Genomic DNA, 20,384 nt, shown 5'->3' with positions numbered 1-20,384 from the left:
GAGCGGGGCCAGGGACCCCTGCCTCGCTCTGCCTGCCCCTTCCCGCCGCGCCGCTGCGCTTCGACGGAGGTCTCTTCCGATGAGGGATGACAGCGAAGACGACGGCATCACCCCCGATCTTCTGCTTCAGGCCTATATGTCCGGCATCTTCCCGATGGCGGAGGGCCGTGACGACCCCGAGCTGTTCTGGGTCGACCCGCGCCGGCGCGGGATCTTTCCGCTGGATAGTTTCCACATTTCCCGCTCGTTGCGCCGCGCCCTGCGTCGGCCCGATCACAGCGTCAGTTTCGACCGGGATTTCACCGGCGTTCTGGACGGCTGCGCCGACCGCGCAGAGACATGGATCAACGACGAGATCGCCCGCCTCTACGAGGCGCTCTTCGACCGTGGGCAGGCCCATTCGGTCGAGGTCCGGGACGAACAGGGCACCCTGATCGGCGGCGTCTACGGCGTCGCCCTGGGCGGGGCATTCTTCGGCGAGAGCATGTTCAGCCGCCGCACGGATGCCTCGAAGATCGCGCTGGCCTGGCTGGTGGACCGGCTGAACCTGGCGGGCTACTCCCTGTTCGACACGCAGTTCCTGACGCACCACCTGGCCTCCCTGGGGGCCGTCGAGGTGCCCCGGGCGGTCTATCATGCGCACCTGTCGGACGCCCTGCTGCAGGACGCGAATTTCGCCGCTGTCGGGCCACAGGATGTCGACGGTCTGCTGGCCCGGCACGACGCCCGGACCGCGCGAGAGCGCGGCTGACCGCGCCCTGCCTCGAGTCAGTCGACCGGCTGATCCGGGTCCAGCTCGGGCGCGGGCTCGGCCTCCGGCACCACGGCATCGGGCGTCGTGTCCACGCCCGCCGGCAGGACGCAATGCAGCACCCAGATGTCATAGCGGAAGTGGTCCAGCGCATTCAGCGCCGGGGAGGAAGCCACCATCCAGCCCTCGAAGATCGGCCCGGTGCCCTCCTCCGCCCGCATGTCGCGGATGGTGAGGAAGGCGAAGGCGTCGCCCGCCGGGTTGTTTTCCGGGTAGCGGCAGTCGCGCAGCGTCACCTCCAGGGAGCCGACCTGCCCGGTCTCGCCGGTGGACAGTTCCAGGTCCTCGGTGGTGGCGTTGATCTTGTCCAGGCCGCGCAGCATGGCGCCGGTGCCGGGGGCCACGGCCTCCTGTGCCGCCAGGGGGCCCGCCAGCATCATCGCCAGCGGCAACAGAAACAGGGTGCGTCGCATCATTCCTCCGAATCCCCGGCCACGAATTGCAGCAACAGGGAAATCAGGCTGACCGAGCCCTGGGTGTCCAGAATCTCGTCGCCAGCCGCATAGTTGAAGGGCGAGCCGCCCGGCAGGATCTCGACGTAGTTGCCGCCCAGAAGACCCTCCGACGAAATCGCCACCTGGCTGTCATCGGGGATTTCGACGCCCTCGCGCAAGGTGAAGCCGACATTGGCGCGGAAGGTGGCGGGATCCAGCTCCAGCCCGGTGACAGTGCCGACGCGCACGCCGGCCAGCCGCACGTCGGTGCCGGTGCTGACCCCTTCGGCAGAGCGGAAGGAGGCGCTGAGAGGATAGCTCCCGCCGCCAGATCCGCCCAGGTCCACGACACGGGATCCATAGGCCAAGAAGGCGGCGGCGATCAGCAGCACCAGCGCGCCGGTGACGATCTCGATCCTGTTATTCGACATGGGTGCGGGCCTTCCCGTTGTGGTGGCGCCCGGCTGGCCTGGGCAGACCGCCGTGGCCCGATACTCGGGGCAGCGGCCGTGCTGCCCCCCGATCCGTCCGGCCCCGTTCCGGGACCGGTCACGATGACACCGCGCAGGGGCAGCGCGGGCTTATTCCGGGCTCCAGGCCTCGTAGTCCGCGCGGGTGGCCGGTTCCGGGCGACGGATCGAGCCTGCGGGGGCATAGGCCAGCATGGTGCCGGTCAGGTTCTCGTGGTGGGGCTTTTCCCAGGACTTGTGTGCCAGCGGCTTCGAGGCGGGCATCTCGTCAAAGGTGTGATGCAGCCAGCCATGCCAGTCGGGGGAAATGCGGCTGGCCTCGGCCTCGCCGTTGAAGATCACCCAGCGGCGTTTACCGTCAGCGGTCTGGTAGAAGACATTGCCCTGATCGTCTTCGCCGACCTTCTTGCCCTTGCGGCTGGTGTAGAGCGACGTGTTCAGGGTGGAGCCGTTCCACCAGGTCACGGCGCGCAGAAGCGAATTCAGAATGCCCATCGAAGCCTCCGGTCAGTGTTGCTACCGATATGGCGCATTCCGCGGGCGAGGTCCAGTGCGTCCCGCAGCCCCGGAGGGGACGGAACGCCTGAAATTGTTCGCTTTGCCGTGATTGGATCAGGCAGGCAACAGGGCCGTGACCTCGATCTCGATGCGGTATTTCGGGTCGATCAGGTTGCATTCGATCATGGTCGCCGCCGGGGGATTCGCCCCGAAGACCTCGGTCAGGACCGGCCAGCAGGCCTCGAACTCCGCCGCGTCGGGCAGGTAGTAGTGCACCCGCATCACGTCGGCGAAGCCGGCCCCGGCCTCGGCCAGGGCGCCGCCGATCACCTCCAGCGCCGCGCGGCACTGTTCGACGACGGTGTCCCCTGCCCCCACGGTGCCCGACACATGGACGAAGCCGCCGCCCACGGTGGCGCGGCAATAGCCGATCTTGGCCTCGAACGGGCCGCCGGAGAAAATACGCTTGATGGTCATCGCCACCTCCTGGTTGAGACGCGGCGACATTCGGATCACCGGAGGCCACGCTCAAGCCCCTGCCCTGTGCGAGGGGGCGCAGGTCGCCTGAGGCGATTGCGCGGAAAGAGAAAGGCCGGCCCCAGGGGGACCGGCCTGCTCTTCGCGAAAGGGCGGCGGGATCAGCCCGCGGTCGCCTCTTCCTTCTTGTTCTCGGCGTAGATCATCAGCGGCGCCGCGTCGGCCGTTACGGCCTCTTCGTTCACCACGACCTCGGTCACGTCTTCCATGCCGGGCAGCTCGAACATCGTGTCCAGCAGGATGTCTTCGAGGATCGAGCGCAGGCCACGCGCCCCGGTCTTGCGTTCGATGGCCTTCTTGGCGATCGCGGTCAGCGCGTCGTCGGTGAAGGTCAGCTCTGCATCTTCCAGCTCGAACAGACGCTGGTACTGCTTCACCAGGGCGTTCTTCGGCTCGGTCAGGATGGTGACCAGCGCGTCCGCGTCCAGGTCTTCCAGCGTGGCCAGAACCGGCAGACGGCCGACGAATTCGGGGATCAGGCCGAACTTCAGCAGATCCTCGGGTTCGAGGTCCTGGAAGATCTCGCCCACGCCGCGTTCATCGTTGTCGCGCACATCGGCGCCGAAGCCCATGGCAGAGCCCTTGCCGCGCGCCGCGATGATCTTGTCGAGGCCGGCGAAGGCGCCGCCGCAGATGAACAGGATGTTGGTCGTGTCGACCTGCAGGAATTCCTGCTGCGGATGCTTGCGCCCGCCCTGCGGCGGCACGGAGGCAACGGTGCCTTCCATCAGCTTCAGCAGCGCCTGCTGCACGCCCTCGCCCGAGACGTCGCGGGTAATCGAGGGGTTTTCCGACTTGCGGGTGATCTTGTCGACCTCGTCGATGTAGACGATGCCGCGCTGCGCCTTCTCGACGTTGTATTCCGACGCCTGAAGCAGCTTCAGGATGATGTTTTCCACGTCCTCGCCAACGTAACCGGCTTCGGTCAGCGTGGTGGCATCGGCCATGGTGAAGGGCACATCGAGGATCCGCGCCAGCGTCTGCGCCAGCAGGGTCTTGCCGCAGCCCGTGGGGCCGATCAGCAGGATGTTCGACTTCGCCAGTTCGATATCCCCGCCGCTTTTCGCGGCGTGGTTGAGGCGCTTGTAGTGGTTGTGCACGGCCACGGAGAGCACGCGTTTGGCTGTCATCTGGCCGATCACGTAGTCGTCCAGGACGCCGCAGATCTCTTTCGGAGTGGGCACGCCTTCGGAGGATTTCAGCCCGGTGGACTTGGTTTCCTCGCGGATGATGTCCATGCAGAGTTCGACGCATTCGTCACAGATGAACACGGTCGGACCCGCAATCAGCTTGCGCACCTCATGCTGGCTTTTGCCGCAGAAGCTGCAATAAAGCGTGTTCTTGCTGTCTCCGCCTGAATTCGTGGCCATGCTCTTTACCTTTCGCCCGTTCGGGCCCTGATGCGTTCACCGGAACTGCTCCTCCAGCCGGATCTGCCCGTCCTGATTGAACCAGACTAGGACGTCACCTGCGGAGCGACAACACGGAAATTGAACGCGCGCCCCGTCCCGCGTTGCAGGCCGGGGCCGAGGCCGATTTACTCGGCAGTCTCTTCCTTGCCGGCGCGGCTTTCGACGATCTCGTCGATGAGGCCCCAGTCCTTGGCCTCCTGCGCGCTCATGAAGTTGTCCCGCTCCAACGCGTCGACAACCGTTTCGTAGTCCTGGCCGGTGTGTTTCACGTAGATCCGGTTCAGACGTTCCTTCAGCCGCTCGGTGTGGCGGGCGTGGATCAGGATGTCCGTCGCCTGGCCCTGGTAGCCACCGGAGGGCTGGTGCACCATCACTTCCGAGTTGGGCAGCGCGAAGCGCATGCCCGCTTCGCCGCCGGCCAGCAGCAGCGAGCCCATGGAGGCCGCCTGGCCCACGACCAGGGTCGAGACCTTCGGCTTGATGTACTGCATCGTGTCGTAGATCGACAGACCAGAGGTGACTACACCACCCGGGCTGTTGATATACATCGAGATTTCCTTCGACGGGTTCTCGGCTTCGAGGTGCAGCAGCTGCGCCACGATCAGCGAGGACATGCCGTCATGCACCGGGCCGGAGAGGAAGATGATCCGCTCCTTCAGCAGGCGCGAGAAGATGTCGTAGGCCCGTTCCCCGCGGCTGGTCTGTTCGACCACCATCGGCACGAGATTGTTCATGTAAAACTCAACCGGATCTTTCATCTGTGCCCTGCCCTGTAGTCACTTCTGCGGTCGTTTCGATCCCTATCGACCGAACCCTAACAGAGTCTTAGTGATCGTCCGGATCGGCTGCAAGGGCGGGCGCCGAAAATGCATGCTCAGCCTTAACGCCTTGCCGCCCTGCGGGCAGGTCCCGATTGTTGCGTGTTAAGCCCCCTGCGCAAGCGTCATTTCCTCGTCACCCGACCTGCGCTATCACGGGCCGAACAGCCGGAGAGGACAGATGCCCCGTTTCGCCCGATATGCCGTCTACTACACCCCCGAACCCGGGCCCCTGGCCGACTTCGGCGCCGCCTGGCTGGGCTGGGACATCGCCACCGGCGCGGAGGTTGCCCACCCCGACCTGCCCGGCCTGCCCCGCCCGGTGACGGAGCTGACGGCAACGCCGCGCAAGTACGGCTTTCACGGCACCGTGAAACCGCCCTTCCGCCTGGCCGAGGGCCATGATGCCGAAGGTCTGGAGCACGCGGCCGAACATCTCGCCACCCGGCTGGAGCCGGTGACGCTGGACGGCCTGGCGCTGACCCGCCTGGGCAGCTTCCTGGCGCTGACCCCGCAGGGCGACAAGGGCCAGATCGCGGCCCTGACCGCGCTGGCCTCGGAAACCGTGCAGGGGCTGGATGCCTTCCGCGCCCCCGCCCCGCAAAGCGAGTTGGACAAGCGCCGCAAGGCAGGCCTCAGCCCCCGGCAGGAGGCGCTGTTGCAGCAATGGGGCTATCCCTACGTGATGGAGGAATTCCGCTTTCACCTGACGCTGACGGGCAAGTTGTCGGGCGTCGATGCGGGCCGGGTCGAGGAGGCGCTGCGCCCGGCGCTGGCGCCGGTCCTGCCCGTCCCCTTCCGCATCGAAAGCCTGAGCCTCTGCGGCGAGGATGACGAAGGTCGCTTCCACCTGGTGCGGCGCCTGCCCCTGTTGGGCTGAGGCCCGCCAAGGCCCGCAGGCGCCTGGGTCAGTCGGGGAAACGCATCATCCCTTCCTGCGCGACCGAGGCCACCAGACGCCGGTCGCGGGTATAGACCTGGCCAAGCGCCATGCCCCGGGCGCTGCCGGTCCAGGGGCTCTGGATGCAGTAGAGCAGCCAGTCGTCCATGCGGAAATCGCCGTGGATCCAAAGCGCGTGATCCAGCGAGGCCACCTTGGCCCCCTCGTCCAGCCAGGCCCGGCCATGGGCCGTCAGCGCGCCCTGGATCAGGCCCAGGTCCGAGGTATAGGCCAACGCCGCGCGATGGATGATCGGGTCGTCGCAGAGCGGGAAACGGGTCCGCATCCAGCGGTACTGCACGCCCCGGCGGGGCGTCATGTCGAAGGGCGGCGTGGGGCCGACGGGGCGCACCTCAACGGGGCGGTTGAGGCGCAGGAACTCCATCACCTCTGGCGCTACCGCACCGGGATGACGCTCGGCCAGCTGCAGCTCGTTCTCCAGCTCCTCGGGATCGGGGATGTCATCGGGGAAGGCATCCTCATGCGCCAGTCCCTCGCTCTCCACCTGGAAGGAGGCGGTGAGGTTCAGGATCGGCTTGCCGTTCTGCACCGCCACCACCCGGCGGTTGGAGAAGCTGCGCCCGTCCATGTCGCGGGCCACGCGGTAAAGCACGGGTTCGTCCGCCTTGCCGGGGCGCAGGAAATAGGCGTGCAGCGAGTGGTTGGCGCGCCCCGCCTCCACCGTGCGGGTGGCCGACATCAGCGCCTGGGCGATCACCTGCCCGCCGAAGCTGCGACCGCGTCCGCCGGGCGTGGCGATACCGCGATAATAGTCATCCTCGATCCGCTCTACGTCGAGGATCGGGGTCAGGATGTCGGCTTCGGGGCCATCAGAGAGGCTGTCGGGCTGAGAGGGCGTCTGGGTCATTCGGCGTGCAATCCGCTTTCCTGGGTCTGTCCGGTTTGGGCCAGACCATCGCGAAACCGGCGCGGATTGCAAGCCGAAGTGCCCTCAGCCCGCCGCCAGGCCACGCCGGCGGGGCGCCGCGTCCCAGGCGGTGATGGCGAGGACCAGCAGGCCCGCGCCGGACAGGCTGGCGCCCACCAGGCCGACCGACGGCCAGCCATAGCCCGCCGCCAGCGCCATGCCACCCAGCACCGGCCCAATGGCATTGGCCAGGTTGAAGGCCGAGTGGTTCAGCGCCGCCGACAGGGTCGGCGCATCCGAGGCCAGCGTCATCAGCCGCGCTTGCAGGACGGAGCTGAGGCCGCCCGAACAGCCCAGGATCAGCAGCACCGGGGCGATCAGCCAGACGTTGCCGGCCACGGCCCAGAAGACGATCATCATCACCGAGGCCAACGCCAGGGCGGCGGCGGCGGCGCCCAGTTGCGACTTGTCGGCCGCCCAACCGAAGATGAACTGGCCGCAGGTCATGCCGATGCCGAAGATCATCAGCAGTACCGGCACCACGGTTTCCGGCTCGCCCGCGTATTCGATGACGATGGAGGCGAGGTAGGTGTAGATGCAGAACATGCCGCCCGTGCCGATGGCCCCCACCGACAAGGTCAGCCAGACCTGGCGGCTTTTCAGCGTCGACAGCTCGCGCAGGGGGCTGGCATCGGCCAGGGCCTCGATCCGGGGCGCCAGCAGCCGGACGAAGATCGCACAGCCCGCCGCCAGCGGCACCACGAAGGCGAAGGTCCAGCGCCAGCCAAGTTGCGCGCCGAAGACATTGGCCAAAGGCACGCCGATCACGTTGGCCACCGTCAGGCCGGTCAGCACCGAGGCCACGGCCCGCGCCCGCCGCTCGGGCGGCGCCAGCGACGCGGCCATCAGGCCCGCGACCCCGAAGAAGGCGCCATGCGGCAGACCGGCGACGAAGCGCGAGGCGATGAACAGGGTCCAGTCGGGGGCAATGGCCGACAAGCCGTTGGCCAGGGCATAAAGCCCCATCAGAAGCACCAGCAGCGACCGCCGCGCCATGCGCGCGGCTCCCAAGGCGATCAGCGGGGCACCGACACAGACGCCGATGGCATAGGCGGCGATGGAATGGCCTGCCACCGCTTCCGAGACGCCGAACTCGGCCGAGAAATAGGGCAGGATGGACATGGTGGCGAACTCGGCCACGCCGATGGCGAAGCCGCCAAGGGCAAGGGCCAGCGTGACCAGCATGGGATGGGCGGCCGTCTCCTGTCGGATCATGGCGGGGCCTTTCGCAGCAGGGGCAGGCCCTGTTGCCTCCTCCCGATCGCGCCGTCGCGGGTCGGAGGGCAGCAGCATGGCCCGCGGATCTTTTCTGAAGAGGCAGCCGGGGAAGACTGCTACCGCTAACCTTCTGTCCCGCCCCCTGCCGCGACGCAAGCCCCCGGCGCGCCGCAAAGGTGCATTCCGGATATGCGCGGGCGCACATAGCCGTGTCCGACGCAGGACTTGGGCAAAGGCTCGGCAAAGGGAACTAGGCGCTCATACGGTCGAGGCGCATCACCCGCGGTCGCGGATCACCGATGCCTGCTTCCGCCTTCCGGCGAAGCTCTCGGTGTTGTGCAATCTGGGGAAATTGGCCCTGAGCGGGACCGGGTGACCGTCAGGTCAGCTTCCGGATGGTGCGGTCGAGAAGACTCGAACTTCCACGGGAGTTACCCCACAGCGACCTCAACGCTGCGCGTCTACCAATTCCGCCACGACCGCACGTGATCCGGTAGGTAGCGGGCGTATACCGAGCGGCGACGGCGATGTGAAGCGGAAAATTCGGGCGCCGAAAAGGTTTTTGCATGGGCGCTTGCAGCGGCTTCGCGGGCGCCCTGCCCCGCCGGGGCGCTCCGGTACTGTAGCGCGCCCAAGTCAAAGGGCCGCCCGGTGCGGACGGCCCTTCTGATCTTGCGTGATGACCGTGCCGGTGGCCCCGGCCCGCATCATTCGGAGATGGTGAAGCTGGGCAGCGCGGTCGGCACCACGGTCGGCGCGGTGGTCGTCTGCGCCGGGTTTGCAGCGCCCAGGGCCGCGGCGCGCAGCAGTTCGACGCGGCCCGGCAGGCTGTCGCCGAAGGCCGAGGGGGCGCCGGCTTCCTGCGCCTCGATCGCCAAGCGGTACCAGTTGGCGGCCGCCACGGGCGACGCGGTGGTGCCGAAGCCCTCGTTCAGGTGATGCCCCACCAGTTCCGCGTAGGCGTCCTGGCCAAGCGCGGTCAGCAGCAGCGCCGATCCAAGGGCCACGCCCATCGTGTCGCCGTTGTAGCCCGAGTAGAGGCAGATGCGGGCGGTGGTGGCCAGTTGATCCGCCGTCATGCCGGAATTGGCTGCGTATTGCGCGACATTCGCCACAACCTGCTTGGCCGGGGTGGTGGTCAGGCTGCCCACGTAGGGGGCCAGCACCGGCTCGAAGCCCGCGCATTGCTGGGCGGCGGCGGCCGGCGTCAGGCCCGGCACCTTCTGCATCAGCTGCTCGCCCGCGGTCTTGGCGTAGGTGCGCGAGTAGCAGAACTGCTCTCCTAGGGCGACCTTGGGGTCGGTCATTGTGGCGGCGGTGACATAACCACCGTTGGAGCTGGTCATCAGGCTGACCTTCTCGCAGTAACTGGCAAGCGAGGGCGCGGGCGCCGGGGCGGGCACGGGGATGGCGAAGGTCGGCAGGGTGGCAGGCGCCGCAGGTGCAGGGGCCGGCGCGGGGGCCACGGCCATCTGCGTCTGCGGCGCGGGGGCAACCGGTGCGGGGGCCGGCGCGGCGGCAAATTGCTGCGTCGCGCCACCACCGGCCAGCGGGTCATTCATCCGGCAGCCGGTATGGTCGCACTGGAAGTAGCTGACCTGCACGGTGTTGGTGCGCTGCGGATTCATCAGGTACTGGAACTGCCGCCGCTGATAGCCGTCGGAGGTGGAGACGAAGAGCATCGTCGTGCACTGGCTGGCGCCGCACCAGAAGGTCGAGCCGGTGACGGCGGTATCAACAATGTAGTCGTTCTGCCCGTCGCCGTTCAGGTCCGCCGTCTGAATGAAGCCCGCGCGCTGCAGCAACTGCTCGGGCGAGGGTTCGGTGCTTTCGGCAATCTCGTCGACCGCGTCGGAGACCTCGATCGGCAGGCCGGCATAGCCCATGCCCCCATGGCCGGAACTCCCGGCCCCGCCGCGCCACAGCACCAGCAGGCCGCGCACGCCATCCTTCGACCGGTTCAGCGCCCGGGTCACGTCCGGCCCCCCGATCAGGGCGCGATTGTAGGAGGCCACCAGCGCATCCCGTTCATGCGGCTGCAGCCGGCCGGTGGCGGGGTAGCCCATGTAAACCTGGTACTGGCTGATCGCGCTGCGCGAGCGCGAGCCCAGCACACCGTCCGGCGTACCGGCGTTGAACCCGAAGTAGTTCAGCGCCGTCTGCGTTTCGCGGTTTGCGGTGCGGGTGGCCGAGGGCGCGTAATAGGTTGTTGTCGTCTTCTTGCGCTGCTGCGAGGCGCCGTTCATGATGGCGCCCCCGATGATACCGCCAACGATGGCCGCGCCGAGGTTGTCGGCCATGGCCGCCACAGGTGCTGTCGCCAGTAGCGATGCAGCGATGGTGCTGCGAATAAGTTTGGAATACATGGAATAATCTCCCCAGATGGCAATCAAATCACGAGAACTTGACTCCATGTTAGACCAGCCCCGTCCGTTTGGAGAAGCGTTTTGACGCCGAATAACGACAGCATTCATGACAATCCGAGCGATCCGCAGAGCGCACGGCCGAGCGCCCAGCCGATCGAATGGATCATCTCGCCCGGGCTCGTGGACTACGAAACGGCCCTGACCGAAATGGAAACCCGCGCCGCCGCCATCGCCGACGGGCGCGCGCCCGAGGCGATCTGGCTGCTGGAACACCCGCCGCTCTACACCGCCGGCACCTCGGCCCGGCGCGAGGACCTGGTGGATCCCGACCGGTTCCCGGTCTTCGACGCGCGGCGCGGCGGGCAGTACACCTATCACGGCCCCGGTCAGCGGGTGGTCTACGTCATGCTGGATCTGAACCGGCGCGGCCGCGACATCCGCGCCTTCGTCAAGGCGCTGGAAGGCTGGGTGATCGCCACCCTGGCGGAGTTCGGCGTGCGCGGCGAGATCCGTGAGGGCCGCGTGGGCGTATGGGTGCCCCGCCCGGAAAAGGCGCCCCAGGCCGACGGATCGCTGCGCGAGGACAAGATCGCGGCCATCGGCATCCGCCTGCGCCGCTGGATCAGCTTCCACGGCATCTCGATCAACGTCGAGCCGGAGCTGGAGCATTTCACCGGCATCGTGCCCTGCGGCATCGCCACCCACGGGGTGACCAGCCTGGTCGACCTCGGGCTGCCGGTGACGATGGAGGACCTGGACGCCGCCCTGATGGCCACCTTCGACCAGGCATTTCCGCCGCCCCCGGCCTGACCGACCGCATCTCGCACCGGCGTCCGCTGCCGAAACCCGCGGCAGATCCCGGCGCAAGCGGGCCAAGTGACTGGAAAAATCCTTCTGCGACAATACGTCGATCTTTTTCCCCTGTGGCCCCCGGGACGGATGCCATAGAGAGGGAGGATGGGAACGCAGCAACCCCGGATCGGAGGACAGAGCATGACCCGATTTTTGATGACGGCAGCCGCCATTCTTGTCACCGCCAGCCCCGCCCTCGCCGACGTCGGCGACGCGGCAGCCGGCGAAAAGGAGTTCAGGAAGTGCAAGGCCTGCCACACCATCGCATCTGACGACGAGGTTATCGTCAGGGGCGGCAAGACCGGCCCGAACCTCTATGGGGTGATCGGCCGCACCGCCGGCACCTACGAGGATTTCCGCTATGGCGACTCGATCGTCGAACTGGGCGAGCAGGGTCTCGTCTGGGACGTGGAGAACATCCAGACCTACATGACCGACCCGCGCGCCTTCCTGCAGGAGCAGCTGGACGACGGCGGCGCCCGCACGAAGATGACCTTCAAGCTGACGCGCGGTCAGGAAGACATGGCCGCCTACCTGGCCACCTTCTCGGACGACAGCGGCGAAGAAGAAGGCGAGGCGGCCGGGGACTGATCCTCCGCCACCACGACGCAAGACCTCGAAGGCCCGCCCTCCGGCGGGCCTTTGCATCTGCACCCTGCCCCGCGTCATCTCGCCGCGCCCCGCCCGGCCCACGCGCCATGACCGCCGCGCCAGCCCCCTGAAAAGGCGCCCGAATCCGACGCCATCCCGCGTCACCGCGCCGAAAAATTTGATCTGCATCAAACAGGCCCATTGTCCGATCACGCGCGCGCGACTAAAAAGCCTCTAATTTGCGAGCCAGGGGAGAGTCCGTCTTCCTCGGTAGCGACCAATCTGATGAGGAGGCAAGATATGGCCGACGCAGCCGTCCAGGACCACGGGCATGAAGATACCCGCGGGTTCTTCACTCGCTGGTTCATGTCCACCAATCACAAGGATATCGGGATTCTCTACCTGGTCGTCGCCGCCGTGGCCGGCCTGATCTCGGTTCTGTTCACCGTCTACATGCGCATGGAGCTGATGCACCCCGGCGTGCAGTTCATGTGCCTGGAGGGCGCGCGTTTCTGGCCGTCGGCCGCGGAATGTACCCCGAACGGCCACCTGTGGAACGTGATGATCACCTACCACGGCGTGCTGATGATGTTCTTCGTCGTCATCCCCGCGCTGTTCGGCGGCTTTGGCAACTACTTCATGCCGCTGCAGATCGGCGCGCCGGACATGGCCTTCCCGCGGCTGAACAACCTCAGCTTCTGGATGTACGTGGCCGGTGTCGCCCTGGGCGTCGCCTCGCTGCTGGCCCCGGGCGGCAACGACCAGGCCGGCTCCGGCGTGGGCTGGGTGCTGTATCCGCCGCTGTCGACCAACGAGGGCGGCTATTCGATGGACCTGGCGATCTTCGCCGTCCACGTGTCCGGTGCCTCCTCGATCCTCGGCGCGATCAACATCATCACCACCTTCCTGAACATGCGTGCCCCCGGCATGACCCTATTCAAGGTGCCGCTGTTCGCCTGGTCGGTCTTCGTCACCGCCTGGCTGATCCTGCTGTCCCTGCCCGTGCTGGCCGGCGCCATCACCATGCTGCTGACCGACCGGAACTTCGGCACGACCTTCTTCCAGCCCTCGGGCGGCGGTGACCCGATCCTCTACCAGCACATCCTGTGGTTCTTCGGCCACCCGGAGGTCTACATCATCGTGCTGCCCGGCTTCGGCATCATCAGCCACGTGATCTCGACCTTCGCGCGCAAGCCGATCTTCGGCTACCTGCCGATGGTCCTGGCGATCATCGCCATCGGCGTGCTGGGCTTCGTCGTCTGGGCGCACCACATGTACACCGTCGGCCTGTCGCTGACCCAGCAGAGCTACTTCATGCTGGCGACGATGGTCATCGCGGTGCCAACGGGCGTGAAGGTCTTCAGCTGGATCGCGACGATGTGGCAGGGCTCGATCGAGTTCAAGACGCCGATGCTCTGGGCCTTCGGCTTCCTGTTCCTGTTCACCGTGGGCGGCGTGACCGGCGTGGTCCTGTCGCAGGCGGCTGTCGACCGGGCCTTCCATGACACCTATTACGTCGTGGCCCACTTCCACTACGTGATGTCGCTGGGCGCCGTCTTCGCCATCTTCGCCGGGATCTACTTCTACTTCGGCAAGATGACCGGCCGCCAGTACCCCGAATGGGCTGGCAAGCTGCACTTCTGGATGATGTTCATCGGGGCCAACCTGACCTTCTTCCCGCAGCACTTCCTGGGCCGTCAGGGCATGCCGCGCCGTTACATCGACTACCCGGAAGGCTTCGCCGTCTGGAACTACTGGTCGTCCATCGGCGCCTTCATCTCCTTCGCGTCCTTCCTGTTCTTCTTCGGGATCATCTTCTACTCGCTGTTCCGCGGCGCGAAGGTGACCCAGAACAACTACTGGAACGAATACGCCGACACCCTGGAATGGACCCTGCCCTCGCCGCCGCCCGAACACACCTTCGAGCAGCTGCCGAAGCAGGAAGACTGGGACAAGGCCCACGCGCACTGAGCCGCGGGCGAGACCGAAACGAGAAGGGGCGCCCGGCGGGGCGCCCCTTCTGCTTTCAAGCCTTCCGATGATGTCACGACCCCTGTGCGCGGAGCCGCCAATGCCCTACCGCTGGACCACGGAAACCGAACTGGAACTCAGCCCGCACCGCTCGCTGTCACCGCGCGGCTTCGCCGGGGTGATCCTGCTGTTCTTCACCCTCGTCCTCGTGCCGATCCTGGCTTTCCTGGGCACATTGGCCCTCTGGGGTCTGCTGCCCTTTGCCATGCTGGCGCTCTGGGGATTGTGGTGGGGGCTGCGCCGGTCCTACGCCGATGGCGCGATCACCGAACACCTGGTGCTGACCCCCGACAGCTGCCGCCTGACCCGCCATGGGCCCCGCGGCGCCCATGCGGAATGGGCCTGCAATCCCTACTGGGTGCGCGTCACCTCCCACGAAGACGCGGGCCCGGTGAAGCACTATGTCACCCTGTCGGGCAATGGCCGCGAGGTGGAGATCGGCGCCTTCCTGTCGGAAGAGGAGCGCAAGCGCCTCTACCCCGAGCTGCGGGCCGCCATCAGCGAGATGCGCGCCGCCGCCGGCCCGGACGGCGGGGCGCCGCGCCTCTAGTCCTTCTCCTCGGGCAGGTCCTCGCGCGGGGTCGAGGCCATCTCATCCAGCTCTGCCTCTGTCATGCTGTCGTACATCTCCTTCGAGGCGCCTTGCAGGTCCTTCACCTTGCTCTCGCCGCGCTTCGCGGACAGGGCGGCGCCAGCGGCGCGCTGCTGGCTTTTCGATTGGGCTTTCATCGGGTCTCTCCTTCCGATCTGTCTCGAAGGGAAACGCCGCGCCGGGCGCCGCTGTTCCGCCCCCGCCGCCCTCAGCCCAGCCCTGGCCCGGGCGGGCCGCCAGACATGCAAAGGGCCCGCGCCGGGAGGCGGCGCGGGCCCTTGCTCTATCTCTCATGCACCGAAGGGCGCGGTCAGCTGGCCAGACGGGCCTTCACCTTCGCACCGACCGAGCCAAAATCCATCTGGCCGCTGTAGCGCGACTTCAGGTGTCCCATGATCCGGCCCATGTCGCGAATCGAGTTGGCGCCGGTGGCCGAGACAGCCTCGTCGACGGCGTTTTCCACCTCGTCCTCGGACAGGCGGCGGGGCAGGAACTCCTCGATCACCTCGATCTCCTCCAGCTCCTGCTGGGCCAGATCGATGCGGCCGCCCTCCTCATAGACGCGGGCGCTTTCCTGACGCTGCTTGACCATCTTTCCAAGGATTGCCAGCACTTCGTCTTCGCCGACCCCCTCTTCACTGCCTTCGCCGCGCGTCGCGATGTCCCGGTCCTTGATGGCGGCGCTGATCAGCCGCAGGGTGCACAGCCTGTCGCCGGCCCGGTCCTTCATCGCCTGTTTCAGGGCGGTATTGACCCGTTCCCTCACTTGCATCTCGCTTCTACCCTCGCGTTGATTGCAGATGCCCACCATATAGAAACGGCCCTACGCTCACAAGGTTCCGGACCGCAGGGGCGTCGCTGCGTCAATCGCCCTGCCCCGGCGCCTGGTCACACCGCAGGGCCGGCCTGCAAATTAGGCATGACGCAAAGGCCCGCAGCGCCGCGACGGGTCTTGACCTCTGTCCGTGCCGCTCATAGCTATGCGCCAATTTGTCCCCAGTCGTGAGAGTCGCCCATGCCCCTGTCCCAAGGATCGAAACCGACCGCCTGCCTCGCCTTGGCCGATGGGACCCTCTTCTACGGCCGAGGCTTCGGTGCCACCGGCGTGACTGAGGCGGAACTGTGCTTCAACACCGCCATGACCGGCTACCAGGAGATCATGACCGATCCCTCCTACGCCGGCCAGATCGTCACCTTCACCTTCCCCCATATCGGCAATGTCGGCGTGAACCCTGAAGATGATGAAACCGCCGATCCGGTCGCCGCCGGCATGGTGGTGAAGTGGGACCCGACCGAGCCCTCCAACTGGCGCTCCGCCGGAGAGCTGGGCGACTGGCTGGCCGCGCGCGGCCGCATCGCCATCGGCGGCATCGACACCCGCCGCCTGACCCGCGCCATCCGCGCCCGCGGTGCACCGCATGCCGCCCTGGCCCATGACCCCGACGGCAACTTCGACGTCGAGGCCCTGGTGGCCCGCGCCCGCAGCTTCGCCGGGCTCGTCGGCCTCGACCTGGCCAAGGACGTGACCTGTGCCCAGTCCTACCGCTGGGACGAGATGAGATGGGCCTGGCCCGACGGCTTCGCCCGGCAGGAGAACGCCCGCCACAAGGTCGTCGCCATCGACTACGGCGCGAAACGCAACATCCTCCGCTGCCTCGCCTCCGCCGGCTGCGACGTGACCGTGCTGCCAGCCACCGCGACCGCGGAAGAGGTTCTGGCCCATGAACCCGCCGGCGTCTTCCTGTCGAACGGCCCCGGCGATCCGGCGGCCACCGGCAAATACGCCGTGCCGATGATCCGCGACGTGCTGGACAAGACCGACCTGCCGGTCTTCGGCATCTGCCTCGGTCACCAGATGCTGGCCCTCGCCCTCGGCGGCACGACGGTGAAGATGAACCACGGTCACCACGGCGCCAACCATCCGGTGAAGGACCTGGAAACCGGCAAGGTCGAGATCACCTCGATGAACCACGGTTTCGCCGTCGACAGCCAGTCCCTGCCCGAGGGCGTCAAGGAGACCCACGTCAGCCTCTTCGACGGCTCCAACTGCGGTATTCGCATGACCGAACGCCCGGTCTTCTCGGTGCAGTACCACCCCGAGGCCAGCCCGGGTCCGCAAGACAGCTTCTACCTCTTCGAGCGCTTCGTCGCCTCGATGGATGAACAGCTCGAAAAGGCCAGCTGAGCCGCCTGATCGCGAATGACAGATGCCTAGGGGCGCCCCGGAAACACCGGCGGCGCCCTTTGCTTGCCGGACATGGCGCAGTGCAGCTTTTGCGGGACGGGGGACCTGCCCCCGATGCCCCCCGTTAACCATCTCTTCAGTTCGCTTTAACGGCCAATTAACGATGTCTTGCGAGACAGGGGGCGGAGCAGACAGAAGGTCGACGGTCCATGGCAACGAACGCGCGGAAGTTTTCGGCTACATGCGCCGTGCCGACCGGCCCAGTCGCGTCCGACGAACTCCGCGACCCCACCTTCGGAGGCCTGCAGGAGGCCGGCACGGCCTTTGTCCTGCCCTCCCCTCTCTCGGGCGACGCGGCACAGCCCCCCCTGCCGCCCAATCCGACACTGCGGGCGGCCTGGGCCTCGGGCCAACTCGACGAAGGCACCCTGCTGGATCTCATGGCCGAGCGGCATGGCCTCGACCGGGTGGACTGTCCGAGGCCCCGCCCGACCCGGCGCTGCAGGCCCTGCTGGACCCGGCCTTCTGCCTCCATCACCAGATCGTCCCCTGGCGCCTTCATGACGACGTGCTGGTCTGCGCCACCGCCCGCCCCGAACATTTCGCGGAGGTGATGGCCAGTCTCGCCTACAGGCTGCGCCGCGACCTGCGCCTTGGCCTGCGCCCGGTGATCGTGCGGCGCGAGGAGGTTCAGCAGACCGTCGCCCAGGCCAGCCGGGCGGAGCTGACACGGAAGATGGCCTGCCGTGTTCCCCCCTCGGAGAGCTGCCGGGGCTGGTCGGCGACCGCCAGCCGGATGCGACTGATGCTCGGCCTCGCCCTGCTGGGGCTCGCCCTGCTGATCGCGCATCCGGCCCCGGTGCTTCTGGCTCTGACAGGCTGGGCGGTGCTGACCCTGGTGCTGGCGATGATCCTGAAAGGGGCCGCGGCCCTCCGCCACCTGGGGCGAAAGGCGCCCCTGCCGGAGGCGCAAACGGACCTGCCCCCGCCAGAAGCGGAGCTGCCAGAGATATCGGTCCTTGTCCCGCTCTTTCGCGAAAGACGCATCGCCGCCGCCCTGCTGAAACGGCTGGATCGGCTGGACTACCCGCGCGACCGCCTGGACGTGGTCCTGGTGCTGGAAGAGGCGGACGAGGTGACCCGCACCACGATCCGCGATCTGACCCTGCCGCCCTGGATCCGCTGCGTCGTCGTCCCAGCCGGGGCGCCGCAGACGAAACCCCGGGCGATGAACTACGCTTTGGATTTCTGCCGCGGCGACATCATCGGCATCTATGACGCCGAGGACGCCCCGGACCCCGACCAACTTCGCCAGGTGGCCGCACGCTTTGCCGCTGCCCCGGCGGAGGTCGTCTGCCTGCAGGGGGCGCTGGACTACTACAACCCGCGGCAGAACTGGCTCGCCCGCTGTTTCACCATCGAATACAACAGTTGGTTCCGCCTGGTGCTGCCCGGCATGGCCGGCCTGGGCTTTGCCATCCCCCTGGGCGGCACGACCCTGTTCATGCGCCGCACGGCGCTGGAAATCCTCGGCGGCTGGGACGCCCATAACGTGACCGAGGACGCCGACCTCGGCATCCGCATCGCCCGGCATGGGTTCCGGACCGAGCTGCTGGACACCACCACCCGCGAAGAGGCCGCCTGCCACCCCCTGCCCTGGGTCAAGCAACGCTCGCGCTGGCTGAAGGGGTATATCGTGACCTACCTGGTGCACCTGCGCCGGCCCGCGCGCCTTTACCGCGACCTCGGGGCCTGGCGGTGCCTCGGGTTCCACGCCCATTTCATCACCGCGGTGTCGCAGTTCATGCTGGCGCCTCTTCTGTGGTCCTTCTGGCTGATGCTGGCCGGGCTGCCGCATCCGCTGCTGACGCTGGTGCCGCCGGCGCTGCTGAAGACCTGCGCGGTGCTGTTCTTCTGCGCCGAGGTGCAGAACATCACCTTCGGCCTGATCGCCACGCGGCGCGCCGAGCATCGCCATCTCTGGCCTTGGGTCCCGACGATGCACTTCTACTATCCGCTGGGCTGCCTGGCGGTTTACAAGGCGCTTTACGAGCTGGTGGTGAAACCCTTCTACTGGGACAAGACCCAGCACGGTCATTCCCTGGCAGGCGCGGCCTCATCCGCTGCCCGGACCCCAGACGCGAACCAAGGCCCGCCGGCCGGTCAGATGCCCTCTTCGTGACGCTCCGCGTCCAGCTTCAGCCGGGTGACGAAGGCCTTGGAAATATGGGTGCGCAGCGCCTCTGCGGCCGCCTCTTCGTCCCGCGCCGCGATGGCACGCACGATGGCCTCATGCTCCTTCAGCGCATCCTCGGTCCGGCCCTCGGCCGCCAGCGAGGTTGTGGCCAATAGCGCCATGGACCGATGCACCAGGTCCAGCTGCTGCACCAGGAACCGGTTGTGCGAGGCGAGGTGGATCTGGTGGTGGAACCGCTTGTTGGCCCGCGCCAGCGCCGTGGGGTCGCCCGCCAGTCGGCGGTCCTGGGCGACCATTTCCTGCAACACCCGCACCTCTTCGGCGGTCGCATGGCGCGCCGCCAGCCCCGCGGCCAGCGCCTCCAGCTCGGCGCGCACCACGTAAAGCTCGGCCAGCTGGTTGTGATCCAGCGAGGCCACGATCAGCGAGCGCCCGTCGCGGGTCAGCAGGCGCTGTGTTTCCAGCCGCTGCAGGGCCTCGCGAATGGGCGTGCGCGAGACGCCGAACCGCTCGGCCAGTTCACTTTCCACCAGCCGGTCACCGGGGCGATAGACGCCCACGTCAATGGCTTCCAGGATCAGTGAATAGGCATCGCCCAGCGGGGGTTTCGTGGCCATTGGGGCAGGCTCCTTTCCTCATCGCGACACCCTAGGCGAGGCCGGGGCGGAGGTGCAAGGGATCGCGCCCCGACAAAGCCCCCGAGGCCCGCAACGGGGACGACCCGCTGCGCCCCTGACGCGGCCCCACCCAAGACGTCAAAGGGCCGCGCATCGCGCCCGGGGCCGCTTGTGCTTCGTCGCGCCCGGGCGTAGCGTCGCGCCATGCCAAAGCCTCACTTCGATCACGTCACCACCTGGGTCTTCGACCTGGACAATACCCTTTACCCGCCCGAGGCGCGGCTCTTCGATCAGATCGAGGTGCGGATGACCAACTGGGTGATGGAGGCGCTTGGCGTCGACCGGGCCGAGGCCGACCGGCTGCGTGCCCTTTACTGGCGCGAGCATGGCACGACGCTGGCCGGACTGATGCGCCTGCATGACGTCGACCCGGGCCCCTACCTGTCCCATGTGCACGAGATCAACATGGACCACCTGGAGCACGACCCCGAGCTGGCCGCTCACATCCGCGCCCTGCCGGGGCGCAAGATCGTCTTCACCAACGGCACCGCGCCCTATGCGGAACGGGTGTTGGCAGCGCGCGGGCTGTCGGGGCTGTTTGACGCGGTCTACGGGGTGGAACATGCGGGCTTCCACCCGAAGCCCGACCGCGCGGCCTTCGACACGGTTTTCGGCACCGACGGATTCGACCAGACCCGCGGCGCCATGTTCGAGGATGATCCGCGCAACCTGGCCGTGCCCCATGCCATGGGGCTGCGCTGTGTTCATGTCGCCCCCGAGGCCCACGAGGCCGAGCATGTGCATTTCCATACCGACAACCTGGGCGGGTTCCTGAAATCCCTGCTATGAGCGGCAGGATGTCGCTTTGCCTCCGGCGCCCTTTGCCC

Annotated in this window: 21 protein-coding genes and 1 tRNA gene; 9 read left to right on the top strand and 13 right to left on the bottom strand. The window is 67.3% G+C overall.

Annotation, left to right across the window (positions count from 1 at the left end; all coding sequences use genetic code 11):
- Positions 1–79: 79 nt before the first annotated feature.
- The gene (gene aat, locus CVM50_RS06950) at positions 80–751 is read left to right on the top strand and encodes a leucyl/phenylalanyl-tRNA--protein transferase (protein WP_085887352.1); all 672 of its coding nucleotides are present in this window, start codon (positions 80–82) and stop codon (positions 749–751) included.
- 17 nt (positions 752–768) lie between these two features.
- Here aat and CVM50_RS06945 read toward each other — a convergent pair whose 3' ends face one another.
- The 6 genes from CVM50_RS06945 to CVM50_RS06920 form a co-directional block, all read right to left on the bottom strand.
- On the bottom strand, positions 769–1,227 hold the full coding sequence (locus CVM50_RS06945) for a DUF2155 domain-containing protein (RefSeq protein ID WP_085887353.1): 459 nt from the start codon (positions 1,225–1,227) through the stop codon (positions 769–771).
- The gene (gene mlaD, locus CVM50_RS06940) at positions 1,224–1,676 is read right to left on the bottom strand and encodes an outer membrane lipid asymmetry maintenance protein MlaD (RefSeq protein ID WP_085887354.1); all 453 of its coding nucleotides are present in this window, start codon (positions 1,674–1,676) and stop codon (positions 1,224–1,226) included. The genes CVM50_RS06945 and mlaD overlap by 4 nt, the downstream gene beginning before the upstream one ends.
- A 150-nt stretch (positions 1,677–1,826) precedes the next feature.
- On the bottom strand, positions 1,827–2,210 hold the full coding sequence (locus tag CVM50_RS06935; protein WP_085887355.1) for an NADH:ubiquinone oxidoreductase subunit NDUFA12: 384 nt from the start codon (positions 2,208–2,210) through the stop codon (positions 1,827–1,829).
- Between the two features lie 117 nt (positions 2,211–2,327).
- Positions 2,328–2,690: a Rid family hydrolase gene (locus CVM50_RS06930; RefSeq protein WP_085887901.1), complete on the bottom strand. Its 363-nt coding sequence runs from the start codon at positions 2,688–2,690 to the stop codon at positions 2,328–2,330.
- 161 nt (positions 2,691–2,851) lie between these two features.
- Positions 2,852–4,120: an ATP-dependent Clp protease ATP-binding subunit ClpX gene (clpX, locus tag CVM50_RS06925; protein WP_085887356.1), complete on the bottom strand. Its 1,269-nt coding sequence runs from the start codon at positions 4,118–4,120 to the stop codon at positions 2,852–2,854.
- A 167-nt stretch (positions 4,121–4,287) separates the two neighbouring features.
- Positions 4,288–4,920: an ATP-dependent Clp protease proteolytic subunit gene (locus CVM50_RS06920; RefSeq protein WP_085887357.1), complete on the bottom strand. Its 633-nt coding sequence runs from the start codon at positions 4,918–4,920 to the stop codon at positions 4,288–4,290.
- A gap of 241 nt (positions 4,921–5,161) precedes the next feature.
- On the opposite strand from CVM50_RS06920, the gene CVM50_RS06915 reads away from it, so the two are divergent.
- Positions 5,162–5,860 carry a DUF1045 domain-containing protein gene (locus CVM50_RS06915; RefSeq protein ID WP_085887358.1) on the top strand — a complete coding sequence of 233 codons (699 nt, stop codon included), beginning with the start codon at positions 5,162–5,164 and terminating at the stop codon, positions 5,858–5,860.
- Positions 5,861–5,888: 28 nt separating this feature from the next.
- Here CVM50_RS06915 and CVM50_RS06910 read toward each other — a convergent pair whose 3' ends face one another.
- The 4 genes from CVM50_RS06910 to CVM50_RS06895 form a co-directional block, all read right to left on the bottom strand.
- Positions 5,889–6,788: an acyl-CoA thioesterase gene (locus CVM50_RS06910; protein WP_085887359.1), complete on the bottom strand. Its 900-nt coding sequence runs from the start codon at positions 6,786–6,788 to the stop codon at positions 5,889–5,891.
- Between the two features lie 84 nt (positions 6,789–6,872).
- On the bottom strand, positions 6,873–8,063 hold the full coding sequence (locus CVM50_RS06905) for an MFS transporter (protein WP_085887360.1): 1,191 nt from the start codon (positions 8,061–8,063) through the stop codon (positions 6,873–6,875).
- A gap of 399 nt (positions 8,064–8,462) precedes the next feature.
- A tRNA-Leu gene (locus tag CVM50_RS06900) sits at positions 8,463–8,549 on the bottom strand.
- A gap of 224 nt (positions 8,550–8,773) precedes the next feature.
- Positions 8,774–10,432 carry a peptidoglycan-binding domain-containing protein gene (locus CVM50_RS06895; RefSeq protein WP_085887361.1) on the bottom strand — a complete coding sequence of 553 codons (1,659 nt, stop codon included), beginning with the start codon at positions 10,430–10,432 and terminating at the stop codon, positions 8,774–8,776.
- Positions 10,433–10,534: 102 nt separating this feature from the next.
- On the opposite strand from CVM50_RS06895, the gene lipB reads away from it, so the two are divergent.
- The 4 genes from lipB to CVM50_RS06875 all read left to right on the top strand — a co-directional run bounded on the left by lipB (position 10,535) and on the right by CVM50_RS06875 (position 14,456).
- The gene (lipB, locus tag CVM50_RS06890) at positions 10,535–11,242 is read left to right on the top strand and encodes a lipoyl(octanoyl) transferase LipB (RefSeq protein ID WP_085887903.1); all 708 of its coding nucleotides are present in this window, start codon (positions 10,535–10,537) and stop codon (positions 11,240–11,242) included.
- A 183-nt stretch (positions 11,243–11,425) separates the two neighbouring features.
- Positions 11,426–11,875 carry a c-type cytochrome gene (locus tag CVM50_RS06885; RefSeq protein ID WP_085887362.1) on the top strand — a complete coding sequence of 150 codons (450 nt, stop codon included), beginning with the start codon at positions 11,426–11,428 and terminating at the stop codon, positions 11,873–11,875.
- A gap of 300 nt (positions 11,876–12,175) precedes the next feature.
- A complete protein-coding gene (gene ctaD, locus CVM50_RS06880) occupies positions 12,176–13,846 on the top strand; it encodes a cytochrome c oxidase subunit I (protein ID WP_085887363.1) in 1,671 nt (556 codons plus the stop codon).
- Positions 13,847–13,946: 100 nt separating this feature from the next.
- The gene (locus tag CVM50_RS06875) at positions 13,947–14,456 is read left to right on the top strand and encodes a DUF2244 domain-containing protein (protein ID WP_085887364.1); all 510 of its coding nucleotides are present in this window, start codon (positions 13,947–13,949) and stop codon (positions 14,454–14,456) included.
- Here the strand turns inward: CVM50_RS06875 and CVM50_RS06870 are convergent.
- Positions 14,453–14,635: a DUF3008 family protein gene (locus tag CVM50_RS06870; RefSeq protein WP_085887365.1), complete on the bottom strand. Its 183-nt coding sequence runs from the start codon at positions 14,633–14,635 to the stop codon at positions 14,453–14,455. The genes CVM50_RS06875 and CVM50_RS06870 overlap by 4 nt on opposite strands.
- Positions 14,636–14,808: 173 nt before the next feature.
- A complete protein-coding gene (locus tag CVM50_RS06865) occupies positions 14,809–15,270 on the bottom strand; it encodes a GatB/YqeY domain-containing protein (RefSeq protein WP_085887905.1) in 462 nt (153 codons plus the stop codon).
- A gap of 243 nt (positions 15,271–15,513) precedes the next feature.
- Here CVM50_RS06865 and carA point away from each other — a divergent pair, with 243 nt between their 5' ends.
- Positions 15,514–16,683: a glutamine-hydrolyzing carbamoyl-phosphate synthase small subunit gene (gene carA, locus CVM50_RS06860; RefSeq protein WP_085887366.1), complete on the top strand. Its 1,170-nt coding sequence runs from the start codon at positions 15,514–15,516 to the stop codon at positions 16,681–16,683.
- Between the two features lie 22 nt (positions 16,684–16,705).
- Complete coding sequence (locus CVM50_RS06855; RefSeq protein ID WP_085887367.1) at positions 16,706–18,865, top strand: glycosyltransferase family 2 protein; 2,160 nt, start codon at positions 16,706–16,708, stop codon at positions 18,863–18,865.
- On the opposite strand, the gene CVM50_RS06850 is transcribed toward CVM50_RS06855, so the two are convergent.
- A complete protein-coding gene (locus CVM50_RS06850; protein ID WP_085887368.1) occupies positions 18,847–19,497 on the bottom strand; it encodes a GntR family transcriptional regulator in 651 nt (216 codons plus the stop codon). The genes CVM50_RS06855 and CVM50_RS06850 overlap by 19 nt on opposite strands.
- Before the next feature lie 204 nt (positions 19,498–19,701).
- On the opposite strand from CVM50_RS06850, the gene CVM50_RS06845 reads away from it, so the two are divergent.
- On the top strand, positions 19,702–20,346 hold the full coding sequence (locus tag CVM50_RS06845) for a pyrimidine 5'-nucleotidase (protein WP_085887369.1): 645 nt from the start codon (positions 19,702–19,704) through the stop codon (positions 20,344–20,346).
- The last annotated feature ends 38 nt before the right edge of the window (positions 20,347–20,384 follow it).

It is taken from the genome of Pseudooceanicola marinus (genome assembly GCF_002786295.1).
Taxonomy (GTDB): domain Bacteria; phylum Pseudomonadota; class Alphaproteobacteria; order Rhodobacterales; family Rhodobacteraceae; genus Pseudooceanicola; species Pseudooceanicola marinus.
Note: the sequence above shows the minus strand (reverse complement) of the source record. Positions and strands in the feature narration are given on the sequence as shown.